The sequence below is a fragment of the Rathayibacter sp. SW19 genome (assembly GCF_030866825.1).
Lineage (GTDB): Bacteria > Actinomycetota > Actinomycetes > Actinomycetales > Microbacteriaceae > Rathayibacter_A > Rathayibacter_A soli.
The window spans coordinates 2,898,915-2,924,632 of sequence record NZ_CP133020.1 but is presented as its reverse complement, the minus strand read 5'-3'; the positions used below and the strand labels follow the sequence as shown (position 1 = coordinate 2,924,632).

Genomic DNA, 25,718 nt, shown 5'->3' with positions numbered 1-25,718 from the left:
GAGCCGACCTTGCCACATCCTCGCGGAGGCGTTGAGGCGGGCCCTGCAGACTCTAGCTGTCCCGAAAGGGTGGGCACGGTGAATATCAACCCGAACGAATCACCGGCACCGCTTGACCCCTCAAGCCCGGGGTGCAAACCCGAACAATGCACCCCGGCGGCCTCTGCACCCGAACTGAAGGAATCACTCATGTTGAAGAATCTGAACCCTGTCATCACCGGCGATCTGCTCCGTGTGCTGGACTCGATCCAGCCGGGCCAGTCGCTGGCCGTCCTCAGCGATGACACCCCCTACCAGCACCTGGACCTCCCCTTGGTGCAGATTCCGCCTGTCACCCTCGAACAGGCTATTGAAGCAATCTTCAGCGCGCTCCCGCTCGCGTCCGACGGAAACGCGCCCATATTGTCGTGGTTCGCCGACCCCACCGAGGCGCACGCGGAAGATATCGCTTACGCCGTCAAGGGCCTGGCAAACGACGCGGAATTGCGCCGCGTCGAGATGACCATTGTTGTGGACTCGCGTGATTTTGAGGCCGCGATGGATGACACGGTCGCAACGATCACTTTTCCCGCGGACGCCTCGCCCTGGGCTTTCCTGATCCGCGCCGGCGCCTGATCAACGGCAACCGAACTGGCGTGTGCCCTGTCCTGGGGGTAGGTCAGAGGTCAACCTGCCCCGTCTTGAGGCAGAGGACCCTTCGGTAACAGCGGCTATGGTTGTCTACGTGCCCTTTTGGGGAGGCGCACTGTTACGGATTCACCCGATGCAACACATCCGCAGCGTGGTCAACTCTTTCTAACGAATGCTGCGGACCTGTCCGCGGGACAGGAGTGATGCTCGTGGCAATCAGTGATCTTATACCCGGCGCAGGCGCCGGCACCGGCAACGACGCGGATACTGTGACACACGTCCGCACGGCGCCGGTCCAGGCGCGAAGCGTCGAGCGGATCAATGCGCTGCTGGATGCTGCGGCGGCCGTGATCGACGAGATCGGTATTCACCGCCTGACAACCGACATGGTCGCCGAGCGTGCTGCCACATCGATTGGAACCGTGTACCGCTACTTCCCTGACAGGGTCGCACTGCTTCACGGGCTTCGGGATCGCGCCACGGCACGGTTCCACGCGCTTGTGCTGGAGTTGATTCGCACCCAGAACCTGGAATCCGTGCTGGACGCGGGCGATTGCGCACTGGAGGCATACATCCGGATGTATCGAAGGGAACCCGGATTCCGCATCATCCGCTTCACCGACCCGACCCGACACCCCGGAGAGGAAGAAGCGCAAGACCCTTCGGAGTTTTTCGCATCGCGCTTCGCGCAGATCCTGACGGAGAAATTCGGGCTGCCTTCCACCGCCGGCCTGGCATTACGGCTGCAGATCGCCGTGCGGATCGGTGATGCGCTCACCGCGCAGGCATTTCAAAAGGCTTCTGGCGGAGATGAGAGGATCCTGACGGAAGCCCACGTGGCCGTCCGAACATATCTCGCCGCTGACTTGGCCCAAGGCATCGTTTCCCACATCAAATAGTCCCGAGCATATTCGAGGACGCCACTGTCAATGCGCGTCCCCAATCCACCGATTCCGCACCGCAACAGTGTCCGGGAACGGGTAGAAGAACGGCTGTCGCGATCTCCGTCGCAAATTTGTGACGACCTGCGGTCAGGATCGCGCAGCCGGAAAATTCCGCAGTCGAGGGTGACCGGCGATTCGTCACCGTTCGGCAGGGTGGCCCCGGCGCTCCGTAGGGCGGCCTGGGCCGGCTTGCTGCAGCCGGCCGCGATATTCAGAATTGTCGCGGTGAACGCGAATGCAAGCGCCGCGATGTACATCCCGAGGGGCTTGTGCATGGCGTCAGGGTGTGACCTTCGCCGCCGAGCAGCCCACCGATTGGCCGGTGAGTGGGCCGATCGAGATCGCCATCTGGTAGCACGTGACCTTGTTCGCGGAGCTCATACCCGTACCAGTCAGGGTGCCGGTGCAGGAACCGTTAGTGACCGTGAAGATCGCATTCGCCGGGAGATAACCGGTCGGCGCGGTGCTGCGAGTGGACCTGCCCGGCGGCCGGGCTGTATTGGCCGTCGTAATAATTCTCGACCCAGTCTGCCTGCGAGGGTGTTCGCTCTGGCCTGCAGTTCCGGCCGGCGTTCACCGCCGCAACCGAGGGAAGGACACCACCCGCCATCCGACGAGTGTGGGCGTGACCTTGTGCTGGGTGCGTGTTTGAGGTCACACCCCTCACTATTATGTGAGTGATCCTCAACTAAAAGTAGGGCGGAACTTTACCCTTTTGTGGGGGGACGCACACACCATGTGCCTGGCGAGGTGACGCCCGCCATCGACCCGACCGTCTGGTGCTCGTGGCAGGGCGAGAACGTGACCCCGCCGGCAGTGGCGACCTCGGTCGCCTCCTCGAGGTTCTGCGCAAGGCCCTCGAAGACGATCGCCCCGGTGACGGCCCCACGCATCGGGTTCGACATGCGCTCCCAGGTGATGGGCGGCCCGGCGTGCAGGATCGTCGTCTTCGTCATCCCGGGAACAACATCCAGGGCACGACCGTAACCGACAAGCATAGGTTTCGCGGTCAGGAGCCGGTCCACAACCTCAGCGTTGGCCGCCTCGATCTTCACGACCGTCTCCGGTGCGGTGAGTGCGTCGAGCGCGGCGATGGCATCGGGGTCGCCGCCGTCGGGCGGGGCCCAGTCCAGTGCGGTGGCCTTCGCGCCCTGCGCAGCCGCGTTCTCAGCGAACGTCGGTGGACCGACGGTGAGGATGTCAGGTGCTGTGGCAAACAATTCTCTGGTCCGCTGACTCGTACCCGTGATCGCTCCTTCCTGATAATGCTGTTGACGTACTCGCCGGTCTCGGTGCTGCTTCGCGTGACCGTCACGCCGGCCTGCTCGAGTGCCGCGACCTGGCCGGGGTAGCCCTGGTGGTCCAGGTCGGTCCCGAGCACGTATCCCACGACTTCCAGGTACCTGCCGGACGCCGCCACGCGGGCCTGTTCGATCGCCGGGAGGGTCACGCCGACGGGGTCGTCATGCGCGCCGAACCCGAGTTCGAAGTCCATCACGATTACCGCGACGGTGGGGCTGCGGCCTCCTTGACCAATCGTTCCAGTCGCAGCGACGGGTCGATCATGGGATGCGGCCGACCGTTCGTGAACTCGTCTGCGCCGAAGTCGATGAAGGTGTGCCCACGACTGGCCCCACCGGGGCGGAGGAGACCGGCTGGATCCTTCTGGATGTTGCTGAAGACCTCTTCACCTGACCTGAGCAGCGCATACATCGTCTCATCGCAGAGTGTGTCCCCGCAGAACAGGCCGCGCACGTAACGCTGCCCGGGCGCCAGTTTCGCCCGTGTACGAGTGGCCAGCGCGGCATCGGCGACGGGAACGGCCGAGTCCGGGTTGCCTGCAAGCCGGACTGCTTGCGAGGCGGCGTCCCTGCTGCTGCCCGCGAAGTGGCCGCCGGCGGCGGTGACGGCCGTTTGGGATCCGCCGATGAAGTAGACGATGACTGGTTTGCCGGCCTGTTCCAACTCCGTAAGGACCTTCTTCTCGACCTCGGCAGCGGGGGGTTTGGAGACTAAGCCTTGATCCACCGATTGGTTTGGGTGGCTGGCTGGTTTGGATTTGAGCGCGGGTTTCTGGTCGCGGGCAGGAGTGATTGTTGGGCCCTTCTGCCCGGGTGTTCCACTGCTGGTCCTGGTCGTGCCGGTATCGGCTGGTTGGTCAGATGATCACGGCCCCGGGCGGTCCGTAGGCGTGATCGAAGAGGGTCCGCCAGCTGGTCTCCCAGGGCCAGTTCTCGGGTAGATGCAATCGGATTTTGCGGGCGCCGGAGGCGATCCTGGCTGGAATGGCGACCAGTGTGCGGCGGATGGTGGCGGTGGTTGCTTTACCCAGTCCGGTGCCAGCGTTCGTCGCGGCGGCGCGAGTGAGGTTGAAGGCGATGACGGCCAGAACAAGCCACGCGGCGTTGGCTGTGAACACTCCGGAGGTTATCTTGAGGCGCCCGGCCGGGGTCCACGACGTGCACGACGAGGGGAGGCCTCGCCCGGATTGTGTGGTGGATGCGGTTATCTGTTGTTGTCCATGACGACGACGGAGGTGTCCGATGCGGGTGCAGTTGGTGCGTATGAGTGAATCCGGGATGGAATCCTGGACGCTACTGGGTGATGATCATGTTCCGGTCGAGCCGGTGGAACGGTTCCTGGCTTACCTGTCCTCGATCGAGCGGTCGCCGAACACGGTCAAGGCATACGCGCACGACCTGAAGGACTGGTTCACGTTCCTGGCGGGGCGCGGCCGCGACTGGCGTGCCGTGACGTCGGAGGATGTTGCCGGGTTCGTGGCCTGGCTGCGGCTACCACCGGCGGCCCGGGACGGGCGGGTGGCGGTGTTGCCGTCGGTCGAGCACCACTGCGCCGCGGTGAGTGTGAACCGCAAGCTGGCGGCATTGACATCGTTTTGCGAGTTCCATGCCCGGCACGGAGTGCGTTTGGCCGGCCTTATGGTGGAGATTCGGCCCGCTGGACGGGACCGGTATGCGGCCACGTCGTTCCGTCCGTTTCTGCATCACATCAGCAAGAGCGCCCCGCAACGGCACCGGACGGTCAAGTTGACGGCCCCGACCCGGCTGCCCCGTGTTCTGACGGTGCGTGAGGCGCAGTCGATCCTGGACGCGTGTGAGCATCTGCGGGATCGACTGCTGTTCGCGGTGTTGCTGGACTGCGGGGTTCGGATCGGGGAAGCACTCGGACTGCGGCACGAGGACGTGGCGATCGCGGAGCGGCAGATCGATATCGTGCCGCGGGTCAACGACAACCGGGCCCGCGCGAAGGGCGGCCGGTGCCGGTCGATCCCGGCCAGCAGCGAGTTGATGCGTCTCTACGCTGACTACCTCACCGAGGAGTATGGTGCACTGGATTCGGATTACGTGTTCGTCAACCTCTGGGGCGGACGGCGCGGGCAACCGTTGACCTATTCTGCGGTCTATGACTTGGTGGGCCGACTGCGGACCCGCACGAAGATCACGTTCGGGCCACACCTGTTTCGTCATACTTACGCGACCTGGTTATTGCGCAAGGGTGCCGGGATGGAGAGCGTGCAGCAACTGCTCGGGCATGCTTCGATCGCGACCACGATCGACACATACGGCCATCTGAGTGTTGAGGACGCACGTCGCACGTTGCAGGCCGCGGGCTGGTTCACTGGTCGGGAGGTCCAGCTGTGAGCGCCCCCGTGGCGGCGCTGACGGGTGGCGGGCTGTTGGAGAAGCTGATGGCAACGGTGCGTGTCGAGTTCCGGGTCGAGGTGTTCGTCCCCGACCCCCACGAGCCGGTCCTCGGCGTGGCCGAGTGCCTGGCTGATGGCTGCGACCGGTCGGTGTCCCAGAACCGGTTGTGCAGTGCGCACGCCCGCCGCTGGCGGGCTGCCGGCGTCGGCGACGTGCACGAGTTCGCCGCTGATTCGGGCCCGGCGCTGACCGGGCGCGGCCAGCCGTCACAGTGCACCGTGACCGGCTGCCAATACGGCGTGAACGCTGTGGGCTTGTGCATGCGCCATTACGGGCAGTGGAAACGCGCGGGCCGACCGGACTCGGCCACCTGGGCTGCGGCCGCGCCGGCCGTGTCGTCGTCGGCGCCGCATCGGCAGTGCCGGTTGCCGTTCTGCTCCTCGTGGGTGGAGAACGACGAGCGCATGTTCTGTCGCTGCCACACGACGCGTTGGCGCCAGCTCGGCAGTCCGGACATCGACGAGTTCCTTCAACATTGCCTGCTGCGTGGCAAGGCACGGGTGGACTTCCGGGGTCTGGCCCCGCAACTGGGCCTGGAGTTCCGATACGCCATGCAGCGCCGCCGCGATCAGCAGGTGATCATGACGCCGCCGCAGATGGTCAGCTGGGCGATGCGCCGAGCCCTGAATGCCGGTGTCTCATCGTTGCTGGAGCTGACATCGCAGCAGTGGCGGCAGCAGACCGCCACGGTGAGCGCGTGGCCGTCGGCGGCCGCGTTCCTGCTCTTCGCTCGCGACGAGGTCGAGACCTTGCGAGATGGGATCGGCTGGGAGGTCGAATACCCGCGTGAGGTCTGGCGTCTGCACAAGCTGCCCGGCATCACCACCAGCCCTGGCAGGTCGCACCCTCGCAACAACCTGCGTTTCGACCGGATCGGCCAATCGTGGCTGCGGGGCCTGGTCAAACGCTGGATCCGGCTGCGGCTGACTTCGGGACTGTCGGTCACCGCCGTGCTGGCCGACCTGGCGGCGTTGACCCGTTTCAGCGCGTTCCTGACCCAGACCGGCGACACCGTCGGCGACCTGACCGGCATCGATCGGGCGCTGCTGGAACGCTACCTGGCGTGGATACCCGCACAGCCCGGCGGGCACACTCTCAAGGAAGACTGCGTCACCGCGGTCGGCACGTTTTTCACCGCGATCCGCCAGCACGGCTGGGATGACACCCTGCCCACCACCGCGGTGTTCTTCCCTGGCGATATCCCGCCCCGGCCACCACGGATGAGCCGCCGGCTGGCCGAATACGTGATGGCTCAAGTTGAAGCGCCGGAGAACCTGGCCCGCTGGTCCAACCCGGACGGGCGGCTGGTCACGCTGATCCTGATGCGTTGCGGATTACGGGCCACCGACGCGTGCACGCTGCCGTTCGACTGCGTGATGCACGACGGGCAAGGCGCCCCCTACCTGCGTTACCTCAACAACAAGATGCGTCGCGAGGCCGCCGTCCCGATCGATGAGGAACTGGAAGCCGAGATCCGCGCCCAGCAGCAGCGCGTAACCACCCGTTGGCCCGGCGAACATCCGCACCTGTTCCCGCAGGAGAAAGGCAACAGCAATGGGTGCGACCCGTTGAGCTACTACAGCTACCGGGCGATGCTCAACCAGTGGCTGACCGCCTGCGACATCCGCGACGAGCACGGTGAGCCCGCCCACCTCACACCCCACCAATGGCGTCATACCTTCGCCTGCAGGCTGATCAACCGGGACGTGCCGCAGGAAGTCATCCGGGTGCTGCTGGATCATTCCTCAAACGAGATGACCTCGCACTACGCCCGGATCACCGACCAGACCGTGCGCCGCCGCTGGGAACAGGCCGTCAAGGTCAACGTCAACGGCCAGCCGGTCGCGATCGCACCCGACGGGCCGCTCGCGCAAGCACAATGGGCCAAGACCCGCTACGGCATCGCCACCCAGACCCTCCCGCACGGCTACTGCGGCCTGCCGGTGCAGAAGTCCTGCCCGCACGCCAACGCGTGCTTGACCTGCCCGGTGTTCATCACCGGTCCGGAGTTCCTGCCCGAACTGCGCGAACACCGCGGCCGCACTCTCACCCTCCTGGACAAGGCCACCGTCGCCGGCCACACGCGCGTGATCGAGATGAACCAGCAGGTCCTCACGAACCTGGACCGGATGATCGCCGGTGTTCAGGACGAGCAGAACGATGCCGGACATGCCGGCTGACAACTCGCGCCACCTCCGGGCCGCCGCACGCAAACGCAGCGCCGACACCCGCCAGAAAGCCGTGAAAGCGTTACGTCGGCTCGACTCCTCCGGCACGCCGGTCACCTTCGAGTCGGTCGCCCGAGAAGCGGGCGTCTCGCGGTCCTGGCTTTACACGCAGACCGATCTACGCGCCGAGATCGAACGACTACGACGCCGGGGCCGCACGGCCTCACCGGCACCAGTCGTCCCGGACCGTCAGCGCGCGAGTGACACCTCGCTGCTACGCCGGCTGGAAGCCGCGACCGAGCGGATCCGACACCTGGAACATGACAACAGAGAACTACGCGACAGCCTCGCCGAAGCGCTCGGCCAGCAACGCACCGCCCGCACCCTCGGTCCCGACACGCCCGGGCGCACCAACCAAAATCTCATCAGAGAAGGCTGACCATGAGTCGATCAACGACCGCGTCAAAGACACCGTCCATGACGCACAACCCCCGAAAACACTGGTCTCCAGGCCATGGCCATCACTCGGACTCAAGATAACGGAGGGCAGGTGCGCGAGTGCACTGTTTTTCAGGTCGGCGTTGACTTGCTCGATGATCGCGTGGCCACGGTGAGTTTTATCCGCGGTGATGGTGTCCAGGTCGCTGGTGGTGAAGAACGCGTGGAACCGGTGCGTGTCGAACAACGTCGGATGGTCCAGGTCCTTCTTGTTCAACTCCGGAATGCGCCGCACGACCAGACGCCCGATGATGCGTTCGCTTTTCTTCCTCGAGGTGAACGCGGTGAACGCGACCTCGGCGACTTCGGCTTTTGAGATCCACGTTTTGGTGTCCTCGTCGTAGATCGCGTCGGTGTATTCGATGGTCTCCCACGCGTGGTCGTCGATGGTGGAGATCGCTTTCTTGATCGCGGGATCCATCCGCGCCGTCACCGACACGGCGGCGCCGGCTTTCAGTGCAGTGTTGACGGAGGCGAACCCGTAATAGGCGGAATCGGCGCGGAACAGGACCCGGGTGTTCTTCAAGCCGTTCAGGCGTTTGATCGTGGCCAGCCCATCGGCGATCAGCCGGGCAGCCCCGCGCGGGGAACCACACGCGCCGCGGCGCAGTCGTTGGCCGATGATCACCGGGGCGGAGGCGCTCGTTTTCACCGTCGCCAGCAACGCGTTGATGCCACGCACCCCCGAGTAACCGAACCCTGCACCCTGCTTCTGGTAGCCGTGGACTTCGATGATCGTGTCATCGACATCCAGGAGAACATATTCATCAGCGGCGGGCGCAGCGGCGGGCAGTAACGGCGCGTATCTGGTGAGGTTGGCCAGGAACCGAGAAGCGACCGCGTCGAGTTGGCGGACATGACCAAATACAAACTCGCGCAGGAACGATCCCAACGTCGATGGTGCGTAACAGGCGGTGAAGAGTTTGCGCATCCCACCATGACGCAGGATCGCCATGTCATCGATCGAGTCCGCCCCGGCGACCATTCCGCCCACCAGCGAGGTCACTTTCAACCCAGCGTTGGCGCCCTTGTCCGTCGGCACCGTCAGCCACTTCTGCGCCAGCGCCCGAAGGCCAGCTTTCTCGGCGAGTTTCATGATCGGAACCAAACCCGCCGCCGACACGAGGTTCGGGTCGTCAAATGTGGCTGACACGGCCGCGGAAGCATGTTTCAATTGCATCTACGAGGTGCTCTCCTGTTGGGTTGAATAGTGCTCTAGACAAGAACTATTTTCCCAGATCAGAAGAGCATTCTCGGTTTAACACACTGTCAATTCCCCAAACTCACCGGTGGATCCAGGCTAAGACGATGACCGATGTGTGCGGGTCCGCTGCTAGGGCGCGGATGCCGTCGATCATCATGATGCCGCCGACATCGGAACTCAGATCCCGCCCACCGGTGCCGATGAGTTGGGACACGCCACCACCGAGGCTGTGCACGCGCACGCTGACCTCTTGGGCACCGGTGCCGCTCGCGGCGACTATGCCGATCGAACCACGCCGCACCGCATTCGCGAAGTCGAGGCCGATCCCGCCGATGATCGCCGTACCGCAGTCGGGGCCCATCATCAGCAAGCCCTTCTTGTGTGCGAGCTTCTTGAGCGCGACCTCGGCTGCAACCGGGACATTGTCGCTGAAGAGCATGACGTGCAGATCATTCTCAAGAGCCTTGCGCGCTTCACGCGCCGCGTACGCACCGTTCACCGCGATAACCGCAATATTCGCGGCGGGGTCGGCCTGGGCCGCTGCGCCCACCGTGCGATAGGTGACTGTTTCGTCGTCTCCTACCGGAGGTTTGCGGGCAAGCAGCTGTTCGATCGGTGCGAGGACGTCGTCCACGTCAGCGCCGCCCGCGGTGACCGCGACGATGAACAGGTCGGCTATCTCTGCCTCTTGCACCTCCGGTGTGAGCAGGTCGAGGTTCTCCAGAACGCTCTTGTTCATCGCCGTGGCTATCGCCACGAAGGCCTGCCGAACACCGAGGAGCGCACTTGCCGACGTTGAGATCGACATCAGCGAGACGGAGTCGAGGTAGGTGTTCTTCTTGATGACTGTCGTGACGGTCATGCCGCGCAGTTCCGAACTCTCACGCGTTCCAGTCGCTGTTCCAGGCGGATGCTGGCAAGGACGCCCGCGAGTGTGTCCGTTCCCGAGGTGTGCCCGATCTTGAGCACGCCGGTGGTGGCCTCCGCCAGCTTCGTGTCCGTGGTGGTGTCGCTGCCGAAGAGCGCTTCGAGAAGCTCCATGATTCTCTGCCGGGCACGACCCTGGATGGCCTCACGCAGCGTGGCACGACTGAGGGCGGTGGTGCACTGGGGCTGTGCGTCAAGTCGAGACGCGAGCACGTTGGGCAGCAGCACGATACGGCTGGCCGGCCGCGATGCGACAAGGGTGATCCCGGTCAGAACATCATCGCAGGCCGGGGTCAGCCCGCGGCCCAGCCCGAGCATCCGATCGATTGCGCCGCCCAGGGCAACCCCGTCACCATCACATTCCGCCTGCACGATAGTCCGGAGGCTCGCGTTCAATATCGTGGCAAGGGTGGACCCGAACGGGTCGACCATGCGACCCGCGCTGAGGATGCCGCCGCGCACGCCGTGCTCGATCAGGACCGCGGCGACGATGCCGATCCGGTGCGTGAGTGCCCCCGTGTGTGGTGTTGCTGCGGCACAGCGGCACTGCCATAGTGTCGCGTGCTCGAGGCTGATGCTCACCTGTCCGAGCCAGACCGTGTCGGCGTCGAAGGTCACCGGCATCCCGTCGGCCACACCCAGCGCATCCCAATCCGCGAGATCGACTCGGACGCTCCACGGTGCATCGTCAAGACCAGACGCGCACAGTGCGACGAGTTCCGCCTCGGAGCTCAGGACGTTGACGACGTGGCGAAAGGTGGAATGAACCGTGCCGCGCATCGTGCCACGGCTGAGACGGTCGGCCAGAACGGAGTCGAGCGAAAGCGCCTCGACGGCCGTTTGTGCCACAACCGTCCCAACCATCTCCGTCTACGAATCGAGCCGCACGATATCGTCTCGACAATCAAGGCGGTATACCGTAAGCGCGATTTACGGAAAAAGAGCAGGGTCCGTTCAAAGTCAGCGCAGACGTGAGAACGCACCCTCCGCTGGTCGCGTGGCGAGCACCAGCGAGCGTATCGAGACCGTATTGCGGGGTCTCGCTACGCTCGCTCGCTACACTCGCGGGCTACTCGACCAATGGGACGATGCAATTCGCTGACACTGAAAAGGCCTGGTCTTATCTGGGTGATTGCGTCATTAGGTGAGGTGTTGCCCGAGGATGCGTGCGATGGCGTCGTCTGGGACGGGGCCGTGTCGGAGGATTCGTGCAGTCCCGCCGTGGTCGAGAGCCGCGGCGTCCACGATCGTCGAGGCGGCGGAGGTGATCTGCTCCGCCGGTGGTTCGATGCTGCCGCCGTCGAGGTAGACGGTGACGCTGTCGCCGAGCATGTGCTCTGCTTCGTCGGCGTTCAGGGCTGATGGCTGGCCGGTGCGGTTCGCGCTTGAGACGGCCAATGGTCCGGTCTCATGGAGGAGGCCGAGGAGGATGTCATGGGCCGGCATCCGCAGCCCCACGGTGCCGTGGGTTTCGCCGAGATCCCACGACAGCGCCGGTTGTGCTCGCAGGATGACGGTGAGACCACCGGGCCAGAACTCGTCGACCAGCCGTCGGACAGGCTCGGGCACATCAACGGCAAGAAGGTCGAGCATCTCCTTGCCCGGGATGAGCACAGGTGGTGGTGCCTGCCGGGTGCGTCCTTTTGCGTCCAGGAGGGCTTGCACCGCCGTCGGCGAGAACGCGTCCGCAGCGACTCCGTACACGGTGTCGGTCGGGACGACGACGAGCTTGCCGACCCTGAGGGCGGTTCGGGCAGCATTCGTGCCAGCCAGCAGTTCGGCAGGGTTGGACAGGTCAAATCGTGATGGCATGTGATCGCGCGCAGCGAAACCGGTAAGGAGGTGGTCTGGGATTCTTACGGGACACTGACCGTTTCAGTCATACCATCGATGAGTCCAACAATCGGGTCCAGCGTGACCAGACCTTCCTGCAGGCTGTAGTTCGCGCCGACCACCGCTAATTCTTCGGCGTTGATCGCAGATCGAAGCACCTCTGATCGGGCGATCATCTCCGTGATCGTGTTGCGGAGATGCTCGCGACCGACCGCGGCGGCGTCAATCTGTCCAGCAGCGATCGGGTGAGGCTGACCGTCACTTTCGTTTTGTGTTCTGCCCACCTTTGTGACGGCAGGGATAATTGGGGCGATCAGTTCAGCGAGGAGCGGTGGCAAGGTCTCGGGCTGGTCGGTTTGGGAGGCGATCGCGGCGGCGACCGCGCCGCAAGCCTCATGGCTGAGTACCAACACGAGAGGGACGTGCAGAATCGCCACTGCGAACTCGATAGACGCCAACGCGGAATTAGTGACCACCTGTCCGGCGTTTCGGATGACGAATTCGTCGCCGAGGCCCAAATCGAAGATGATCTCCACGGCAAGTCGCGAATCCGAGCACGCAAAAATTGCGACGATCGGATTCTGGGTGTGCGCGAGTTGAGTTCGTCGAACCAGATCCTGATGAGGATGTATTGGCGAGCCCGCGACAAAGCGCGCGTTGCCTTCCAACAATGCACTCAGCACCTGTGCAGGACGTTTCGTCACCTGTTCTCCTTTACCGTCATACTTACCGTTGCTGCGAATTCAATCTACCGCGCCGTGCGGGACAGCTTGATCGCGGTGTCGATTCCGGCCCGCATTGGTCCCTTGCGTGAACGTGCAGCAATCACCTTCAGATTTGCCCGAGCCTGAAGCGATCAATCCTTCCAGCATCCCGCCTGCGCGGCTGCAGCGTGCGCTGTTGCAGGACTCGGTTCTCACGGTGACCGCACATCCCCTGCGAGCCAGATACGATTAGCGAAGTAACCATGGGGTGTTATCGTCTGCTCCGCGGTGATCGCCGACGAAGATTGAAGTGTGGTTGTTGACGAACTCGGCATATGGTGTGCCTGAACGCAAGCGATCACCACAGTTTGATGCTGACCTTCCGACACCTAGTACCCACGGCAGACCGCAGATCAGGATCTCCAGGTCAGCCGTTGTCGGAAACCTGAGGGCCCTTCGAAACAACTCCCTTCCGGGAACCCTCATGGCGCCCATCATCAAGGCGAACGCCTTCGGCCACGGATTAGAGCTGACGGCGACCGCCCTCGCAGATGAAGCCGACCTGCTGGCGGTAGCCGAGCCATCCGACGCCCTAGCCATCGCCGGGATAGCGCCCGGGCGCGTGCTGTGCCTCGGCCCGGCCGATGGCGCACAGCTTGCAGAACTGCTCAAAGCTGGGATTCGGGTCACCGTGACCAGCCGCGAAGCACTACCAACGCTGGGCCCCGGCGCGACAGTCCACCTGTTAGTCGACACCGGCTTGCACCGTCTCGGCGTCGCACCACAGCATGCGGTCGAGCTCGCTGAGGCGATACGCGCGACCGGCGCCAACCTCGAAGGCCTGTTCATTCATGTGGCAGGTGCGGACCGCAACGACTGGTCAGAAGTCGAAGCCGAGGTCCAGACGCTCCGCGACCTGCCGATCCGCGGCGTACTCCGGCACACTGGCGGAACGAGCCTGATCGTCGTGCGACCGGACCTCGTCGGCGATCTTGGCCGGCCCGGGGTCGCAGTCTTCGGTTACGTGCCCTATCCGGAGCAGGAATCGTTGATCGAACTCCGGCAGGTGCTGACACTTGTCGCCCCGGTGCTGGAATTGCGCACCGCGGCGGCGGGGGACCGCGTCGGATATGCGGGCACACGGTTGGAGCGCGACACCGTCATCGCAACACTGTCGATCGGTGCGGGCCACGGCATCAACCCACGATGGGCAGACAACGGCGGATGGGTCAGCATCAGGAAGCACCGTTGCCCGCTGATCGGCGCACCCATGCTGGACTACACACTCGTGGATGCTACTGGCATCCCCGAGATCGCGGTCGGCGACACCGCGGTCCTATTAGGCGAACCTGCCGGCGATTTCGCGGGCCCATCTGTTCAGCAAACAGCCGATCGACTCGGTCTGAGCGCGGAGCACCTGCTCGTCGCACTGCAAGCATCTATTCCCCGCGTGCTTGTGCCATAGCAGTTCGTTCTTCGTAACCACGCGTAAAGGTACTCTTCTACTGGGCGCCCGCGATTCCGGCGGTCGACGCGACACACAGCGACGGTTAGGCTCCGCTCCTCGGGCGCCCACCCCCAACTCTGCGGCTGCCCCGTTTGCGGCGCAGGGACGCATCGACGGTTCCTGGCCGTTTTCGCGAATGCTATCTACGCCGCAGCGCGGCCGCAGAGATAATTGGGGTATCCGGCGATCACGTCGGCACTGGGGCGTATCCGTGTCATGCTCGAACGCATGCGAACAGGGATTATCGGCGGTGGACTCCTGATCGTCGGAGTCGCGGCTGTTGCCCTCCGGATCGAACCGCTCAGCGCCGTCGAGGTGGTGTGGATTCGGGTGTGGCCGATCCTGCTCTTCGTCGCTGCAATCTCTGTCGTCACCGAGCTGGTCGCAGCTGCCGGCGTGTTTACCGTGGTCGCTGCTGGCCTTCGCCGGCGGACTCTTCTTCGTTGCCGACGCGGCACACCAGCTGGGACTCGGCCGTGCGCTGGCAGCACCGACCGGCGGCGGAACCGGATTCCTTCAGCTGTTCCGGTTGGCAGGGGCAGGGGCGGTATCCGCCAATCTTGTGAACAATCTGCCCGCCTACCTCGCCCTGGAACCCGCTGCGATGCGGGAACCGGCCCGTATGATCGCGCTGCTGATCGGGGTGAACTGCGGCGCGCTCGTCACTCCGTGGGCATCCTTGGCGACCCTGCGCTGGCACAGTCGCCTGACCGCTCTCGGCGTCGACATGCCCTGGCGCCGGTTCATGCTGCTCGGTGTGATCGTTGCCCCACCGACGATTGCCGCATCGGTCGCAGTCCTTGCCCTCGCGGGGTGACCGAGCCGCGCCCCGTCCAGGGCAGGCATTGCTCAAACGGGCTGTCACGGTTGCTGCGTATGCCACGCATCCCGAACGATATCGAGTCGTCGGCAGCGGGGTGTGCCAGACTAACGGTGGAGATCTGGCCTGGCGCATTGCCAGTTGATTCGGCCTTCGAAGGTAATCGCGAAGGCGTTGAGTGTGGGCTTCCACCTCGTGACCTGGCGTGCCCCACCCCGCCCGGTCAGGTCAGGTGACCGTGTCACGAGATACAAGCACTTCAGCGCCGCGGCGTCGTCGTTCGGGAAGTGCCCGCGAGCACGCACTCCGCGGCGGTAGCGGTTATTGATCGACTCAATTGTTATCTCCAGTGATCGTAGGGCATCTGTGAAGTCCAGTACGGGGCTTCCTGGTGCGGGGGGAGTGTGCTGGATGTGGTCATCTTCGGCCCTGGGTATCGCCGCGTTGGCCGTGTCCCGGCCGAAGGACACCTATCTCGGAGTGAAGTACCGGCGCATCGCCACCCGGCGCGGGCCGATCAAGGCCGCCGTCGCGATCGAGCGGGCGATCGGGCACATGCTGTCAAGTGGAAGAGTCTACCTCGATCCCCGCGCCGACTACTACACCCGCCTCGAGCCGCAGAAGGGCAAAAACAGGGCCATCCGACAGCTGGAGACCCTCGGCTACCGGGTGGTGATCAGCCCGGTCGCTGCATAAGTCACGTCCTACTCACGTGTCAGTCGACACCGGCTCGCACCGTCTCGGCGTCGCACCACAGCATGCGGTCGAACTCGCTGAGGCGATACGCGCGACCGGCGCCAATCTCGAAGGCTGTTCACTCAGGTGGCAGGTGCGGACCGCAATGACTGGTGCGAAGTCCTTACAAGGGGAACGGCGGGTCCCAGCGGTGGTAGCAGTCACAAGCGGACGGCGTGGGCAGCGTCGGACATTTGACACAGAACCGGGCAAATCCACAGCTGTTTCAGTCGGGTCATTGACGGAAAAAATCGACCGGCATAGCGTGACCGAGCGTCAGCTTGTCGGGCATCTGACCATGCGCCCGTCTCGCCGGGCGTATTGGAATCACCAATCATGTGGAGGAAGAAATGTCCGTGAAACGACGAATGCTGGCGGTGGCCATCGCCGGCGTGATGGGGCTGTCGGGATGTCTCCTGACGGCAATGCCGGCGGCTGCGCGCACGCCGGACGGTCAAGCTCATTATGTGGATTGTTCCGCTTCGACCCCCGGCGACGGTGGGGTGCAATCGCCCTGGAATTCTCTGTCGCAGGTGAACGCGCAAACCTTCGGTGCCGGCCAGGAGTTGTTGTTCAAGCGCGGCGTACAGTGCGTCGGCGAACTCGAACCGCAGGGGTCCGGAAGTGCCGCATCTCCGTTCGTCATCTCCGACTATGGCACCGCCCACACCAGGGCGGCGATCGAAGGTGGAGGCGCCGAGGCGGCGGTGAAGCTGTATAACGAACAGCACATCACGCTGAGTAATTTGGAGATCACCAACTCCGCGTCGCCGGCGTCCCAGCGTCGTGGTGTGCTCGTTCAGCTTCAGGACTATGGTGTCGGACACGGCTATCTGTTGAAGAACCTCGACGTGCACGATGTGCTCGGAGGCGACCTCAAGGGGCCGAACGGCAGCCAGGGCATCGCGTTCAAGGTCAGCGGGTCGAGTGTGTCGACCTCATTCGACGGAGTGGATATCGTCGGCAACCGGCTGGATCACGTCGATCGTCAGGGCATCGTGATCGTGCTGAGCACATGGAGCAATCGTGCGGAGGTCGGCAGTACGGCACCCGAGAACTGGGTGCCGTCAACGCATGTCGTCATCGAGCGCAACGTGCTCACCGACATCGGCGGCGACGGCATCGTGATGAACACCACCGACGGTGCGCTCGTGCAGCGCAACACCGTGAGCGGGTTCAACGAGCGCTCCGCGGCGTATAACGCGGGCGTCTGGGACTACAACACCGACAACTCGTTGCTGCAATACAACGACGTTTCTGGCGGTCGCACGCATCTGGATGGTATGGCCTACGACGTCGACCAAGGTAACATCGCCACGACCTTCCAATACAACTACAGCCACGACAACGAGGGCGGATTCTTCCTACTGTGCAACAACGGGCCGGGCGTGATCCGCGAGGCCGTCGTGCGCGACAACTTCAGTTCGAACGATTCGTACCGCGGCATCGAGAACTGCAAAGGCGCGATCGAGAGCGCCCGATTCAGCAACAACACCATCTACATCGGTGACGGGGTCAGTCAAACGGTGGTCAACGAGAACACCACGAGCCTGCGCAACGTGGCATTCGACGACAACATCGTCTATAAGACGGGGGCGGGTGTTGCCGACTTCAACCTCCGATCCGGCGGTTACACCTTCGCAGGAAATGTATTCGCCGGCGTGCAGAACGCGCCACAACAATCCGTTGCAGGACGAGTCGTCGGCCGTTGCGCCGCCGGGGCGACCAGCGGCTACCCGGCGGTCGAAGCGTTCCAGTACCTGACGCATGGGCACGACGCGAACTTCGCCGCGCTTGCTTCCGACGCCAACCTCGGCCGCTACTTCGGTGCAGACTCCAAGGTGACCGCACCGCAGCCTTCGGGTGTCGGCACGCGCTGCTGATGGGAGCCCGGGGTCGGTGAACGAAGGAGGGCGGGTTTGCGTGAACGACCCGTCCTTCTTCGCGATCTTGAACCCTAAATAATCAATGCCGACCAGCTTTACATAAATTAGGTCAACAAAAATTGAATTGAATTCTGTCGAATTATTGACGGAAAAAATCGACCCGCCTACGCTTCACCGTATGGTTCAGCAGAACAGTGACGCTATCGGCAGCCAACGCCGGCACACCGAGCGTATTCTGCGTGTTCTGAGCCGGCACGGTGCCCTCAGCAGAAGCGAGATCGCCGCGCGCGTCGGCGTCTCGCGAACGACTCTGTCCGACCTCACGGGCCTCCTCCTCGAGCAGGGTGCGATCGTCGTCGCCGAGACCGATGCCGCTTCCCGTGTAGGGCGCGGGCGCCCTGCCGAACGGCTCGCACTCGACCCAGAAGCCGGGCAGTTCATGGGTGTCGATTTCGGGCGAGGCCGGGTGCACGTGGCAGTGGCGGACGCCGCACACAACATCATCGCCTCCGGCGGCCTTCGCTACCCTATTGGTGCGGCGTGGCCCGAGCGCATCACGACGGCCTTCGAGCTCATCCAGGGCTTGAGTGATGCGACAGGCACGCATTACGGTGCGCTTCGCGGCATCGGCATCGGATTCCCAGGCCCGCTAGCGCCGCAGGCCGGCGCGGTCGGCGACCCTAGACAGGACGCACATGAGTCTGCCGGCGACCTGGTCAGCGCGAGCTTCGCGGAACGGTTCGGCGCCCAGGTCACAATGGACAACAACAACCGATTCGCCGCCCTGGCCGAAGCCAGCTGGCGCCGGCATTCCGGGACCGAGAACCTGCTCTACCTGCGTATCTCCGACGGCATCGGTGGCGGCATAATCGCCGGCGGGCGCCTGCTCACCGGCGCGGCCGGATTTGCCGCCGAATTGGGCCACGTCACGGTCGACCTCGCGGGCCGCGATTGCCACTGCGGCAAGCGAGGATGCCTGGAAACGGTCGCATCCCTCCCCGCCGTGCTCGACAAGTGCCGGGCGGCGGGCGCGTCAATCGCCTCGATCGAGGACCTTCGTCGCGCCGTCGCCGCCGATGATCCGATCGCCTCAGACGTCCTGCGTGAGAGCGCGACCGCGATCGGGCGTGTCCTCGGCGCCGCGGCCGTGACCGTGAATCCGTCCGAGATCGTGTTGGCAGGGGATCTGATCGAGGCCGCTCCCGCCGTGCTTCAGCATGCCGGAAGTGTGATCGGCTACGAACTGCTGCCGATGCTCCCAAACCGGCCGGTGATCAGGGGAGCGCGTCTCGGCGACGATGCCGGTGCACTGGGGGCCCTTATAGCGCTTTTCCACCAATCCCCACTACTGGCCGGATATTCCGAAGCGGACCCGTCGCCCATCGTCGTTCGTGCTGGCCTAACAAAAAGGCGAGCATGACCCAAGCGCGTCCGCCCCACGGACGCAGCATCCTCCCCACGAAGAAACCCGTCACAACACAGAAGGAAACAGATCAATGAAGATGACCAGAATCACGATTGCAGCCGGTGCTGCTCTCGCACTGATCGCCGGCGTGGCCGGCTGTTCCGCGTCGGGCGGCGCCGGTGCGGCTACGAGCGCGAAACCGGAACCGGCAAACATCCGAGTGTGGTTCATGCAGGACTCGGTGCCCCAATCGGCCCAAGACTTTCTCGTCAGTCAGTTCGAGAAGGAAAACAAGGGCTCGACGCTGCAGGTTCAGGTGCAGCAGTGGGCTGGAATCGCGCAGAAGCTGCAGACCAGCCTGCCGAGCAAGGACCAGACTCCCGACATCGTCGAGACGGGCAACACCCAAACCTCGACCTTCTCGTCAGTCGGCGCATTCAGTGATATTTCAAGCGTGAAGAGCCAACTTGGCGGCAAGAACTTGGTGCAGAGCTTCATCGACTCGGCGACCTGGGACGGCAAGTTGTACGGTGTTCCGCTGTATGCCGGCTCGCGCAGCGTCTACTTCCGCACGGACATGTTCAAGGCGGCCGGCATCTCGGTGCCGACCACGATTGACGAGCTGCAGACGGACATCGCCAAGCTGCAGGCCGCCAACCCCGAGAAAGTGCCGGGTTTCTCCTCCATCTACCTTTCTGCCAACGACGTGCATGCTGCTGAGTCTTGGCTGTTCGCCAACGGGGGCAACTACGCGGTCAAGAAGAACGGCAAGTGGGTGGGCGACTTGACCAGCGCCGACTCGCAGCGCGCTCTCACCCAGTTGCAGGAGATCTGGGCGCACGACACAAGCTACGGCATGGACAGCACGGTGGCGGCCAATGGCATGTACAACCTGTTCAACCAGGGCAAGGTCGGCATGATGGTCGGCACGCTCAACGTCTCCACGAAGATCTCACCGGACCTGATGAGCTCGGGCAAGGTCGGCATGTTCGCCTTCCCGTCCAACACGCCGGGAGTAGCCGGTAAAACCTTCGCAGGCGGTTCGAATGTGAGTATCTCAGCCGCATCGAAGAACCAGGTTGCGGCACAGTCCGCGTTGAAGATCATTATGGGAAAGACCTTTCAGTCGCTGATGGCGAAGGACGGCGGCTGGGTGCCCGGCAACCTGACGTATGCCAACGCGCTGACCGGCCCGTTCGCCAAGGCCGCGAAGGCTGCCGTTGTGAACTCCACGCTAACCCCGAACACGCCGCAGTGGGGAATCGCCGGGGCCAACAATCTGCTGCCTAACTTCTACACCTCCATCGCCAAGGGTCAGGACCCGATGACCGTCGCCAAAAGCGTAGATGCGACGATCACGCAGACACTCAACGCGAGCAATTAGCGCGAGTAACTCGCGCGACCGGGTCGTCGGCTCGAACGCCGACGGCCCTGTCAGATCAGAACGAGGATTCTCATGACAGTCATACTCGACCAGGGGCGACGGGATCAACGTGCCGCCCCGACCGGGCGGTCTGGACGCACGGGGCGGCCCTGGCGCAAGGGGCGCCGCGTGAAGCTGCTTGCGCCACTGGCCCTGCTCGCGTTGCCCGCGGTGGTGATCGGCATCACCCTGGCGTATCCGCTGTACCGGCAGGTGGTGATGTCCTTCCAGAAGTACGGACTCGCCCAACAGTTCGGACAACCCGCGACGTTCGTGGGATTCAACAACTACGCCACAGTCCTCAGCGACACCGAGTTCTGGGCTGTCTTAGCACGCTCGATCGCATTCTGTCTGATCGTGGCGGCGCTGACCATGGCCATCGGCATCGGCATGGCCGTGCTGATGCAACGCGCCGCACCAGCCGCCCGTATCTTTTTGAGCGTGTGCCTGATGCTGGTTTGGGCGATGCCCGCGATCGCCAGCCTCACCGTCTGGCAGTGGATTCTCGACGCCCGGCTCGGCGTGCTCAACTATCTTCTGGTGCACATGGGCTTCACCCAGTTCAAGGGATACCCTTGGCTTGCGACCAATCCATTCGTGTTCCTGGCGATCGTCGGAGTGATCGTTCTCTGGGGCAGCATGCCGCTGGTCACCATCACGACGTATGCGGCGTTGACCCAGGTCGGTGAAGAGACCTTGGAAGCCGCATCCATCGACGGTGCCGGATTCTGGAACCGGCTGCGCTATATCGTGCTGCCGATCATCAAGCCGATGCTGTTCTTGATCGGAATCCTGCAGGTCATCTGGGACTTCCGCGTGTTCACACAGGTATATGTCCTGCAGCAGTCCGGCGGCAACTCCCAGTCGACCGACGTGCTCGGCACCTTCGTCTACCGCGTTGGAATCGGACAGGGCAACTACGGCGAGGCTTCTGCACTCGCGTTGATCATGCTCGGTATCGCATTGCTGATGACCTGGCAGTACATGCGCACACTACTGAAGCAGGGGGACCTCGCATGAGTCTGATTCGCAACCGTCGGCGACCTGCCGTCACTCGTGGCCGTTGGCTCTGGAGTGCTGCAGCCGTGGCCATCGGTCTCCTCTGGGTGTTCCCGGTGTACTGGATGGTGAACAGTTCGATGCTGCCAGACAGTCAGCTGCTCAACGACACTCCGACGTTCTTCCCCTCCCAACCTGACTTCAACGCGTTTCGAGGCGTATTCACCGACCCGCACTTTTGGTCGTCGCTGCGGATGAGCCTGACCGTCACCATCGCCGCGGTCGCCCTTGCGCTCGTCTCTGCGTGCCTGGCTGCCGTGACGCTGAGCCGGTTCCGCTTTCGCGGGCGCCGCTGGGTGATCGTCACCGTGCTGGTGATCCAGATGGTCCCGACCGAAGCGATCTTCATCTCGCAGTATAAGATGCTCGACGCCTGGAACCTGTTGAACTCTGCCGTCGGCCTCGCCCTCCTCTACGCGGGAACCGTGCTGCCCTTCATCACCTGGATGCTGAAGGGCTACGTCGACGGGGTGCCCGTCGAACTCGAGGAATCCGCGATGGTGTCCGGATGCACCCGCGTCGGCGCCTTCTTCCGAGTCACACTTCCTCTGCTCGGCCCCGGCCTCGTGGCCACGGGTGTCTTCGGCTTCCTGGTCTCGTGGAACGAGTTCACTCTCGCGCTGGTTATGCTCACCAACAGCAACAAGACGACGCTGCCGCTGTGGCTTGAGACCTTCCAGAGCGCCAATCGAGGCACCAACTGGGGTGGCGTGATGGCCGGTTCGACCGCGATCGCCATCCCCGTCATCATCATCTTCTTGATCGTGCAGAACCAGATGTCGAAAGGCATGATCGCCGGCGCGGTGAAGGGATGAGCGAGTGGAACCCTGATGAGCTCGACCTCTTCCCGGCGCCGCAGTCGACCACCGCATCGGCAGCAGAAGCGCCGGCCGGTTTCGCCGCACCGGTGTCGGTCGTGCACGATTCAAGCCTGAACCGGCAGGGTTATCGCATCACAGCCGTCAACGGCTCCATCGAATTGTGTCATGCAGACGGGGCGGGGCTCGGCTACGGGCTTGACACGGTTCGGCAGTTGCGCGAGACCGGCGCCCTCGACCGTTCGGCTCTCCGGATCGATGACTGGCCGGACTTCGCGACACGCGGTTACATGCTGGACATCAGCCGCGGCCGTGTTCCGACCCGGTCCTCGCTGCGACGTTTGGTGGGGGTGCTCTCGACCGCGCGATACAACCAACTGGAGCTCTACACCGAGCACACCTTCGCGTATGCCGGTCACGCCGAGGTGTGGGAGTCGTCCTCGCCGATCACCCCCGACGACGTACGGTGGCTTGATGCGCTGTGCGAAGCCTCGGGGATCGCCCGGGTGGCCAACCAGAATTGTCTCGGCCACATGGAACGCTGGCTAGCGCACCCGCGTTACCTGGATCGGGCGGAGAGCGCGGAGGGCGTGAACCTGGTCAGTGAGGTGCTGCCGCCGACCACGCTGGCTCCGACGCCCGAGAACGTGGCATTCGTCTCGGGTCTGCTCGAAGAACTCGTGCCGCTGTTCCGTCACCGCCGCATCAACATCGGCTGCGACGAACCGTGGGAGCTGGGCCAGGGTGCCAGCCGCGAGCGTGCCGAGACGGACGGGCTCGGGAGGGTGTACACCGACTACGTCGGCGCCGTGATGGCGCCGTGGATAAAGCGCGGCTACCAGGTCGAGTATTGGGCCGACGTCGCCGGGCATCACCCCGAAGCACTGGATTCGATGCCGGCCGGATCCATCCCGATCGTTTGGATGTACAACTCTCCTACCATGATGCAGAACCTGGTCGCGCAGGACGACCGGCAGGAAGAGGCCGGGCACGCTGCGCACGGCATCGTGATCAGAGACCTCACCGAGGGATTCCGGGACCGCGGACGGGCGTTCATCGACGCGGGCATCCCCTTCTGGGTGGCCCCGGGCACAAACGCGTGGAGATCCGTCACCGGCAGGCTCGACGAAGCGATGCTCAACCTGGTCGACGCCGCCGAGGTCGGCCTTGAGAACGGTGGCGACGGTTACCTCGTCACCTCCTGGGGAAATCAGGGCCACTGGGACCCGCCGATAGTCTCCGTGCCGCCGATCATCGCAGGCGGCGCGTTCAGCTGGGCGCTGGCGACGAACCGGTCGATCGACCTGCCCGGGGTGTTGAGCCGGCGTGTGTTCGATGACGCCAGTGGTGTGCTCGCCCGAGTGCTCTGCGATGTCGGTCGGATCCCCGAACTGCTTGAGACCCCGGTACTCAACACGTCTCCGCTGTGGGTCCTGTTGCAGAGCGGCGGACGACTGCCCGCAAAGCACACCCCGCCACCGGCCGCGGTGCGCCGTGTGAGGGAGCTGCTGATCGAGTCGACGATGCGGCTGGGTCTGGCCCAACCCGCCTGTGCCAGTGGGGATATCGAGGTCGCCGACCTGCAATTCGTGATCGTTACCGCGCTCCTCGCCGTCGACCTGATCGCGGCGGGTCTGGGCGCGGAGACCAATCCGACCCCGATAGAGGCGCGAGCGGGGTTGGATCGGCTGGAGCAGATCCTTGCCCAACATGCGCAGCGTTGGACTGCAACATCCCGCTACGGCGGACTGGTCGCCAGCCTGGCCGAGTTGGAGCCGTTGCGCGCCCGGCTCCAACGCATCGCCTCCGGAATCACCGACAAGACTGACAAGAAGGACTGATGAGCAACACACAACGTCGGCCGAATATCGTTCTGATCCTCACCGATGACCACGCCTCGCACGCGATCGGGGCCTACGGCTCCGTGGTGAACACGACGCCGCGCATCGACGAAATCGCCGCACACGGGCGGCGGATCGACAACTGCTTCTGCACCAACGCCATCTGCACTCCGTCGCGGGCGTCGATCCTGACCGGTACCTACAGTCACATCAACGGTGTGACGACACTTGAGACTCCGATCGATGCGAGCCAGCCGACGTTCATCTCGCAACTGAAGGATGCGGGATACCACACGGCGATCGTCGGCAAATGGCATATGGGGGAAGGAGCCGGACACGACCCGCAGAACTTCGACTACTGGGCGGTCCTGCGCGATCAGGGCGAGTATTTCAACCCGCAGATCCTGACCGAAAACGGCGTTGAGATCGTGGACGGGTACGCCACGGACATCATCACCGACCTCTCGCTGAACTGGCTCGAGTCACTTCACGACGATGAGCCCTGGTGCCTGCTCGTGCATCACAAGGCACCGCACCGCCCGTGGCTGCCCGATGACAAACACAAGGGCATGTACTCCGAGCCGATCCCGGTGCCGGCCACATTCGATGACGACTATGCAACCCGTACCTCGGCGGCTCATCGTGCGGCCATGCGGGTCGCGGACGATCTCACGATGACCGACCTCAAGGAATACCCGCCGGCAGAGCTGACCTACGAACAGACAGCACTGTGGAAGTATCAGCGCTACATGGAGGACTACCTCGCCTGTATCGCATCGATCGACGACAATGTGGGACGCGTGATCGACTGGCTGCGCGAACATCAGGTATTCGACGACACGCTCATGATGTACACCTCGGACCAGGGCTTCTTCCTCGGCGACCACGGATGGTTCGACAAGCGGTTCATGTACGACGAGGCGCTGCGGATGCCGCTGTTGATGAGCTACCCGGCCCGGATCCCGGCCGTCAGGGAGCCACTGACCCAGATCGTCACCAATGTCGATTTCGCGCAGACCATCCTCGAATGCGCCGGTCTCGACGCCCACCCGCGGATGCAAGGAGTCAGCTTCTGGCCACAACTGACCGACCGGCCCGATGCCCCAACCCGGGACGCCATGTACTACCGCTACTTCGAGAATGATGACATCAATCATCACGCTCTCGCGCATTACGGCGTCCGCACCGACCGGTACAAGCTCATCTATTTCTACAACGACGGAATGGGCCTGCCCGGTTCATCGGCGCTCACCTACCCGCCCGAATGGGAACTCTATGATCTGCAGGGAGATCCGGACGAGTTGAACAACGTCTACCTCGACCAACGCTATCGAAACATCCGGGAAGAACTGAAAGTCACCCTCTGGCAACTGCAAGCCGAACTGCACGATGTGCCGCATCCGTCACAACCACGCCCGGAACGTTTGGGGCGCGGCCCGTGTCAGAACGGCCCGGCGTGATCCGTCACGATCACCCGCCGGGCCGCTCGTTTCATCCGAACATCGTCAGCCTGACGCCGCCGACGGGCCCAAACCAAATCCGGCCCACCCAAAATCGTAGACAGCCCGGTAGGACAACGCATTCCCGACCG

General features: G+C 63.8%; 20 protein-coding genes and 4 pseudogenes. 15 read left to right on the top strand and 9 right to left on the bottom strand.

Annotation, left to right across the window (positions count from 1 at the left end):
- Window positions 1-189: 189 nt before the first annotated feature.
- Both QU604_RS13580 and QU604_RS13575 read left to right on the top strand, forming a co-directional pair.
- Entirely contained in the window at window positions 190-615 is a 426-nt protein-coding gene (locus QU604_RS13580) for an RbsD/FucU family protein (protein ID WP_308465162.1), read from the top strand.
- A gap of 224 nt (window positions 616-839) precedes the next feature.
- Complete coding sequence (locus tag QU604_RS13575) at window positions 840-1,529, top strand: TetR/AcrR family transcriptional regulator (protein ID WP_308465161.1); 690 nt, start codon at window positions 840-842, stop codon at window positions 1,527-1,529.
- A gap of 752 nt (window positions 1,530-2,281) precedes the next feature.
- Here the strand turns inward: QU604_RS13575 and QU604_RS13570 are convergent.
- The 3 genes and pseudogenes from QU604_RS13570 to QU604_RS13560 form a co-directional block, all read right to left on the bottom strand.
- Window positions 2,282-2,794: a hypothetical protein gene (locus QU604_RS13570; RefSeq protein ID WP_308465160.1), complete on the bottom strand. Its 513-nt coding sequence runs from the start codon at window positions 2,792-2,794 to the stop codon at window positions 2,282-2,284.
- Window positions 2,795-2,919: 125 nt separating this feature from the next.
- Window positions 2,920-3,287 (bottom strand): annotated as a pseudogene (locus tag QU604_RS22200) (DUF1116 domain-containing protein); the annotation flags it as partial.
- A 445-nt stretch (window positions 3,288-3,732) separates the two neighbouring features.
- Window positions 3,733-4,005, bottom strand: a pseudogene (locus QU604_RS13560) (transposase); the annotation flags it as partial.
- Window positions 4,006-4,138: 133 nt separating this feature from the next.
- Here QU604_RS13560 and QU604_RS13555 point away from each other — a divergent pair.
- From QU604_RS13555 to QU604_RS13545, 3 genes are read left to right on the top strand one after another with little or no spacing between them, the layout of a single operon-like run.
- Window positions 4,139-5,236, top strand: coding sequence for a site-specific integrase (locus QU604_RS13555; RefSeq protein ID WP_308465158.1), 1,098 nt, complete (start codon window positions 4,139-4,141; stop codon window positions 5,234-5,236).
- A complete protein-coding gene (locus QU604_RS13550; RefSeq protein ID WP_308465157.1) occupies window positions 5,233-7,479 on the top strand; it encodes a tyrosine-type recombinase/integrase in 2,247 nt (748 codons plus the stop codon). The genes QU604_RS13555 and QU604_RS13550 overlap by 4 nt, the downstream gene beginning before the upstream one ends.
- On the top strand, window positions 7,460-7,906 hold the full coding sequence (locus QU604_RS13545; RefSeq protein ID WP_308465156.1) for a DUF6262 family protein: 447 nt from the start codon (window positions 7,460-7,462) through the stop codon (window positions 7,904-7,906). The genes QU604_RS13550 and QU604_RS13545 overlap by 20 nt, the downstream gene beginning before the upstream one ends.
- A gap of 15 nt (window positions 7,907-7,921) precedes the next feature.
- On the opposite strand, the pseudogene QU604_RS13540 reads toward QU604_RS13545, so the two are convergent.
- From QU604_RS13540 to QU604_RS13520, 5 genes and pseudogenes are all read right to left on the bottom strand, one after another.
- Window positions 7,922-9,145: pseudogene (locus QU604_RS13540) on the bottom strand (IS1380 family transposase); the annotation flags it as partial.
- 103 nt (window positions 9,146-9,248) lie between these two features.
- A complete protein-coding gene (locus QU604_RS13535; RefSeq protein ID WP_308465155.1) occupies window positions 9,249-10,031 on the bottom strand; it encodes an AllF/FdrA family protein in 783 nt (260 codons plus the stop codon).
- Window positions 10,028-10,945 carry an oxamate carbamoyltransferase subunit AllH family protein gene (locus tag QU604_RS13530; protein WP_308465154.1) on the bottom strand — a complete coding sequence of 306 codons (918 nt, stop codon included), beginning with the start codon at window positions 10,943-10,945 and terminating at the stop codon, window positions 10,028-10,030. Before QU604_RS13530 ends, QU604_RS13535 begins: the two co-directional genes overlap by 4 nt.
- A 291-nt stretch (window positions 10,946-11,236) precedes the next feature.
- Window positions 11,237-11,908 carry an L-threonylcarbamoyladenylate synthase gene (locus tag QU604_RS13525; RefSeq protein ID WP_308465153.1) on the bottom strand — a complete coding sequence of 224 codons (672 nt, stop codon included), beginning with the start codon at window positions 11,906-11,908 and terminating at the stop codon, window positions 11,237-11,239.
- A gap of 44 nt (window positions 11,909-11,952) precedes the next feature.
- On the bottom strand, window positions 11,953-12,597 hold the full coding sequence (locus tag QU604_RS13520) for a carbonic anhydrase (protein ID WP_308465152.1): 645 nt from the start codon (window positions 12,595-12,597) through the stop codon (window positions 11,953-11,955).
- A gap of 346 nt (window positions 12,598-12,943) precedes the next feature.
- On the opposite strand from QU604_RS13520, the gene QU604_RS13515 reads away from it, so the two are divergent.
- Both QU604_RS13515 and QU604_RS13510 read left to right on the top strand, forming a co-directional pair.
- Window positions 12,944-14,098, top strand: a complete 1,155-nt coding sequence (locus tag QU604_RS13515; RefSeq protein WP_308465151.1) for an alanine racemase — start codon at window positions 12,944-12,946, stop codon at window positions 14,096-14,098.
- Window positions 14,099-14,420: 322 nt separating this feature from the next.
- Window positions 14,421-14,957 carry an ArsB/NhaD family transporter gene (locus QU604_RS13510; protein ID WP_308465150.1) on the top strand — a complete coding sequence of 179 codons (537 nt, stop codon included), beginning with the start codon at window positions 14,421-14,423 and terminating at the stop codon, window positions 14,955-14,957.
- Window positions 14,958-15,067: 110 nt separating this feature from the next.
- Here QU604_RS13510 and QU604_RS13505 read toward each other — a convergent pair.
- A pseudogene (locus QU604_RS13505) lies at window positions 15,068-15,343 on the bottom strand (transposase); the annotation flags it as partial.
- A 28-nt stretch (window positions 15,344-15,371) separates the two neighbouring features.
- On the opposite strand from QU604_RS13505, the gene QU604_RS13500 reads away from it, so the two are divergent.
- The 8 genes from QU604_RS13500 to QU604_RS13465 all read left to right on the top strand — a co-directional run bounded on the left by QU604_RS13500 (window position 15,372) and on the right by QU604_RS13465 (window position 25,587).
- Complete coding sequence (locus tag QU604_RS13500; protein ID WP_308469024.1) at window positions 15,372-15,656, top strand: hypothetical protein; 285 nt, start codon at window positions 15,372-15,374, stop codon at window positions 15,654-15,656.
- Between the two features lie 389 nt (window positions 15,657-16,045).
- Complete coding sequence (locus QU604_RS13495) at window positions 16,046-17,578, top strand: right-handed parallel beta-helix repeat-containing protein (protein ID WP_308465149.1); 1,533 nt, start codon at window positions 16,046-16,048, stop codon at window positions 17,576-17,578.
- A gap of 181 nt (window positions 17,579-17,759) precedes the next feature.
- Window positions 17,760-19,001, top strand: a complete 1,242-nt coding sequence (locus QU604_RS13490) for an ROK family transcriptional regulator (protein WP_308465148.1) — start codon at window positions 17,760-17,762, stop codon at window positions 18,999-19,001.
- A 76-nt stretch (window positions 19,002-19,077) separates the two neighbouring features.
- Window positions 19,078-20,370: an extracellular solute-binding protein gene (locus QU604_RS13485; RefSeq protein ID WP_308465147.1), complete on the top strand. Its 1,293-nt coding sequence runs from the start codon at window positions 19,078-19,080 to the stop codon at window positions 20,368-20,370.
- 72 nt (window positions 20,371-20,442) lie between these two features.
- Window positions 20,443-21,429: a carbohydrate ABC transporter permease gene (locus QU604_RS13480; protein WP_308465146.1), complete on the top strand. Its 987-nt coding sequence runs from the start codon at window positions 20,443-20,445 to the stop codon at window positions 21,427-21,429.
- Window positions 21,426-22,283 carry a carbohydrate ABC transporter permease gene (locus QU604_RS13475; RefSeq protein ID WP_308465145.1) on the top strand — a complete coding sequence of 286 codons (858 nt, stop codon included), beginning with the start codon at window positions 21,426-21,428 and terminating at the stop codon, window positions 22,281-22,283. Before QU604_RS13480 ends, QU604_RS13475 begins: the two co-directional genes overlap by 4 nt.
- Entirely contained in the window at window positions 22,280-24,127 is a 1,848-nt protein-coding gene (locus tag QU604_RS13470) for a family 20 glycosylhydrolase (protein WP_308465144.1), read from the top strand. The genes QU604_RS13475 and QU604_RS13470 overlap by 4 nt, the downstream gene beginning before the upstream one ends.
- Window positions 24,127-25,587: a sulfatase family protein gene (locus QU604_RS13465; protein WP_308465143.1), complete on the top strand. Its 1,461-nt coding sequence runs from the start codon at window positions 24,127-24,129 to the stop codon at window positions 25,585-25,587. The genes QU604_RS13470 and QU604_RS13465 overlap by 1 nt, the downstream gene beginning before the upstream one ends.
- The last annotated feature ends 131 nt before the right edge of the window (window positions 25,588-25,718 follow it).

What these genes read in the sequence shown, in the direction of transcription:
- QU604_RS13580 (WP_308465162.1), top strand. Translation starts at nt 190, where the DNA reads ATGTTGAAGAATCTGAACCCTGTCATCACCGGCGATCTGCTCCGTGTG.
- QU604_RS13555 (WP_308465158.1), top strand. Translation starts at nt 4,139, where the DNA reads ATGAGTGAATCCGGGATGGAATCCTGGACGCTACTGGGTGATGATCAT.
- QU604_RS13545 (WP_308465156.1), top strand. Translation starts at nt 7,460, where the DNA reads ATGCCGGACATGCCGGCTGACAACTCGCGCCACCTCCGGGCCGCCGCA.
- QU604_RS13535 (WP_308465155.1), bottom strand. Translation starts at nt 10,031, where the DNA reads ATGACCGTCACGACAGTCATCAAGAAGAACACCTACCTCGACTCCGTC.
- QU604_RS13525 (WP_308465153.1), bottom strand. Translation starts at nt 11,908, where the DNA reads ATGCCATCACGATTTGACCTGTCCAACCCTGCCGAACTGCTGGCTGGC.
- QU604_RS13500 (WP_308469024.1), top strand. Translation starts at nt 15,372, where the DNA reads ATGTGGTCATCTTCGGCCCTGGGTATCGCCGCGTTGGCCGTGTCCCGG.
- QU604_RS13495 (WP_308465149.1), top strand. Translation starts at nt 16,046, where the DNA reads ATGTCCGTGAAACGACGAATGCTGGCGGTGGCCATCGCCGGCGTGATG.
- QU604_RS13490 (WP_308465148.1), top strand. Translation starts at nt 17,760, where the DNA reads ATGGTTCAGCAGAACAGTGACGCTATCGGCAGCCAACGCCGGCACACC.
- QU604_RS13485 (WP_308465147.1), top strand. Translation starts at nt 19,078, where the DNA reads ATGAAGATGACCAGAATCACGATTGCAGCCGGTGCTGCTCTCGCACTG.
- QU604_RS13480 (WP_308465146.1), top strand. Translation starts at nt 20,443, where the DNA reads ATGACAGTCATACTCGACCAGGGGCGACGGGATCAACGTGCCGCCCCG.
- QU604_RS13475 (WP_308465145.1), top strand. Translation starts at nt 21,426, where the DNA reads ATGAGTCTGATTCGCAACCGTCGGCGACCTGCCGTCACTCGTGGCCGT.
- QU604_RS13470 (WP_308465144.1), top strand. Translation starts at nt 22,280, where the DNA reads ATGAGCGAGTGGAACCCTGATGAGCTCGACCTCTTCCCGGCGCCGCAG.
- QU604_RS13465 (WP_308465143.1), top strand. Translation starts at nt 24,127, where the DNA reads ATGAGCAACACACAACGTCGGCCGAATATCGTTCTGATCCTCACCGAT.